This window comes from Curtobacterium sp. B18, assembly GCF_000333375.1.
Taxonomy (GTDB): domain Bacteria; phylum Actinomycetota; class Actinomycetes; order Actinomycetales; family Microbacteriaceae; genus Curtobacterium.
Genome location: NZ_BACZ01000713.1, coordinates 1 through 3,700 on the forward strand (window position 1 = coordinate 1; position 3,700 = coordinate 3,700).

General features: G+C 72.0%; 4 protein-coding genes. 1 reads left to right on the forward strand and 3 read right to left on the reverse strand.

What is annotated here, in order from left to right:
* Positions 1-535: circularly permuted type 2 ATP-grasp protein (locus I5E_RS19060; RefSeq protein ID WP_031263204.1), on the forward strand; the 535-nt coding region annotated here is incomplete at its 5' end.
* A gap of 27 nt (positions 536-562) precedes the next feature.
* Here I5E_RS19060 and I5E_RS19065 read toward each other — a convergent pair.
* From I5E_RS19065 to I5E_RS19075, 3 genes are all read right to left on the reverse strand, one after another.
* Entirely contained in the window at positions 563-1,063 is a 501-nt protein-coding gene (locus tag I5E_RS19065) for a ribose-5-phosphate isomerase (protein ID WP_022908392.1), read from the reverse strand.
* An 11-nt stretch (positions 1,064-1,074) separates the two neighbouring features.
* The gene (locus I5E_RS19070; protein WP_022908393.1) at positions 1,075-2,793 is read right to left on the reverse strand and encodes a dihydroxyacetone kinase family protein; all 1,719 of its coding nucleotides are present in this window, start codon (positions 2,791-2,793) and stop codon (positions 1,075-1,077) included.
* A partial coding sequence (locus I5E_RS19075; protein WP_022908394.1) for an MFS transporter occupies positions 2,790-3,700 on the reverse strand: 911 nt, incomplete at its 5' end. The genes I5E_RS19070 and I5E_RS19075, both read right to left, overlap by 4 nt.

Below are 3,700 nucleotides of genomic sequence, written 5' to 3' on the forward strand. Positions count from 1 at the left end.
GAACGCGCCGGGCAACGCGCTCGTCGACGACAAGGCCATGTACGTGAACGTGCCGGACCTCATCTGGTACTACCTCGACGAGAAGCCGCTGCTTGACGCCGTCCCGACCTACCGCACCAGCATCGAGGGCGAGCGGCTCTCGGTGCTCGACCGCGTCGGGGAGCTCGTGACGAAGCCGGTCGACGGCGAGGGCGGGCGTGACGTCCTGATCGGGCCGAGCGCCAGCGCCCCCGAGGTCGCCGAGCGGCGCCGTGCCATCGCCGCCGACCCGGACCGGTGGGTCGGACAAGAGGTCGTGCAGCTCTCCTCGCACCCGACGATCGGGCCGGCAGGGCTCGACCCCCGGCACGTCGACCTGCGGGCCTTCGTGTACGTCACGGGGACCGGGCCGGACGACACCCACCTCGCCGACGTCGCCCTCACCCGGGTGGCGCCGGAGGGCAGCATGGTGTCCGGGCGATGTCGGCCACGGCGGCTGCCCACTCGAGCGTCCGGGCGTGGGAGAAGTACATCTTCAGCGACACCCCGATCGTGAGCGGGGCGGCTGCCGTGGACGCCGGCATCAGGCGTCCACGCCAGCCGGCGCGGAGCCGTCGGCTGTGCTCGTTTCGTACGAGCAGATCGCCGCGACCTTCTCGGCGCTGGCGCTGGACGTGTCGAAGGTGTAGCCGAGCCACTCCGTCGCCATCCGCCGGGCGACCTCGACGCCGACGACGCGCTGGCCCATGCAGAGCACCTGGGCGTCGTTCGACAGGATCGAGCGCTCGACGCTGAACGAGTCGTGCGCCGTGACGGCCCGGATGCCCGGGACCTTGTTCGCCGCGATCGCGACGCCGAGACCGGTGCCGCAGATCAGGATCGCCCGGTCCGCCTCCCCGTTCGCCACCATCCGTGCGGCGTCCACGGCGACGTGCGGGTAGGCGGTGTGCCCGTCCGCGTCGACGCCCACGTCGGTGACGCTGACGACGCGCGGGTCCGTGGCGAGGTCGGCCTTGATGATCTCCTTGTAGTCGAACCCGGCGTCGTCGGAGCCGACGACGATGCGGAACTGCTGCTCGGTCATGGGGGTCTTCCTCACTTCTCGGAGAACGTCGCGAGGACCGCGGCGGTGATCAGGGCGAACGAGATCGCGCCGGCGTCGGGGGTACCGACCGCGTCCTCGCCGTGGGTGCGGGCGCGGCCCATCCGCGGCAGCAGCTCGGCGGTGGCGTCGGCCGCGGTCGTGGCGGCGGCGGACGCGGCGGACCAGGCGGTGACCAGGTCGTCGCCGGCCGCGGTCCGGGCGGTGAGGACCTGGTCGAACGGGACGAGCGCGTCGACCATGGTCTTGTCGCCGGGGACGGCGCCGAACGCGAGGACGGCCTCGGTGGCCGCGTGCACGGCGTCCGCGACGGTGGTGGCCGACGGACGCGAGGTGTCGCCGAGGACGCGACCCAGTGCCTCCAGGGCCGCACCCCAGATCGCTCCGGAGGTGCCACCGGCCTTGTCGGACCAGGCGTCACCGGCGATCGCGAGGACCGAGCCGGCACCGGCGCCGCGACCTGCGGCGTCCTGCGCTGCCGCGTCCGCGGCGGTGGAGCCACGCTGCATGCCGATGCCGTGGTCGCCGTCGCCGGCCACCGCGTCGATGCGGCCGAGTTCGTCGGCGTGGACGTCGATCGTCGCGCGCACGGCCGAGATGGCCGTCGCGATGCGGGTCGCGGCGATCCGGGACTCGTCCGTGCCGAGGGTCACCGGTGCGACCACGTCGGCCTCGAGCACCTCGGATGGCACCGGCTGCTGCGGGACGGCGCCACCCTTGCGGTACGCGGGGGTGTCGGCCGGGGCTCCCCAGAGCTCCTCGAGCTCGTCGTCCAGCCAGAACAGGGTCAGTGAGACGCCGGCCATGTCGAAGCTCGTCACGAGCTCCCCGACCTCGGGCTCGACGATGACGACGCCCGCGTCCGCGAGGCGCCGCTGCACCGAGCGGTAGACGACGAAGAGCTCCTCGTACTTCACGGAACCGAGGCCGTTGAGGATCGGGACGACGCGGGAGCCGTCGACTGCGACACCGGACGGCAGCTCGGTGAGCAGCTTGTCGACGAGCAGGTCCGCCAGTCCGGACGCGGTGGGCACATCGGTCTCGTCGATGCCGCGTTCGCCGTGGATGCCCATCCCGATCGCCATCCGGCCCTCGGGGACGGTGAACAGCGGCTCGTCCGCGCCGGGGAGCGAGCAGCCGGAGAACGCGACGCCGAAGCTGCGGGTCCGCTCGTTCGCCCGCTCCGCGATCGCCGTGACGGCATCGAGGTCGTCGCCGCGCTCGGCGGCCGCGCCGGCGACCTTGAACACGCAGAGGTCCCCCGCGATCCCACGACGCTCGTGCGCACGATCGGCGGGCGCACTCACCACGTCGTCGGTCACCCGCACCGTGCGCACCGGGATCCCCTCGGCCTCGAGGGTGCGCGCGGCGGCGTCGAAGTTCAGGACGTCGCCGGCGTAGTTGCCGTACGACAGCAGCACCCCACCACCGTGCTCGGCAGCGCGGGCGACACCGGCCACCTGCTGGGCGCTCGGGCTCGCGAACAGGTTCCCCAGCGCGGCACCTGCGGCAAGGCCGTGCCCGACGAGTCCGCCGAACGCCGGGTAGTGGCCGGAGCCGCCACCGATCACGACGGCGACCGTGCCGTCGGGGCTCGTGGTCGAGCGGGCGACCCCGCCGTGCACCTTCCGCACCCAGCGCGCGTTCGCGGCCACGAACCCGTCGGTGGCCTCGTCGGCGAAGTCCGCCGGATCGTTGAACAGGCGTGTCATGCGTGGGACTCCTGGGTCGTGGTCGCCGCTGCCGGCACAGCAGCGTCGGCAGCGCGTCGCTCGTTCCGCTTCGTGTTCCGGCCGAGGACGAACATCAGGACGCTCGACAGCACCATGAAGAACCCGACGATGAACATCGGCACCTGGTACCCGCCGGTCCACTCGCTGACGGCGCCGGTGATGTACGGGGCCGCGAAGCCGCCGAGGTTGCCGACGGTGTTGATGAGCGCGACGCCGGCCGCTGCTGCGGCACCGGTGAGGAACTGCGTCGGGACCGTCCAGAAGTTCGGCAGGGCGGCGAAGATCGAGCAGGCCGTGATCGCGATGACGGCGACGGTGGCGGCCGGGCTGTTCATGTAGAGCGCCACCGGGATGCTCAGGCCGCCGACGAGTGCCGGGACCGCGATGTGCCAGACCCGCACGCCGCGGCGGAACGCGTCACGCGACCAGAAGTAGAGGACGACGGCGGCGGGCACGTACGGGATCGCCGTGATGAGCCCCTTCTGGAACAGGTCGAACGTGGTGCCGAACTGCTCCTGGAAGCCGTCGATGATGGTCGGCAGGAAGAAGCTCAGGGCGTACAGGCCGTAGATGAAGCCGAAGTAGACCGCGGCGAGCATCCAGACGCGCCCGGAGCCGAACGCCGCACGGAGGCCACCCTTGCCGTGTGCGCTCCCCTGCTTCTGGTCGTTCTCCTTCGCGAGCGCACCCTCGAGCCAGGTCTTCTCGTCCTCATCGAGCCACTTCGCCTGGGACGGCTTGTCCTTGAGCACGAAGAGGCAGAGGACGCCGACGACGATCGCCGGGATCGAGACGCAGAGGAACATGAAGCGCCAGCCGGCGAGCCCGCCGAGCAGTCCCTCGTGGGTCATCAGCCAGCCGGCGAGCGGCGACCCGATGACGCTGG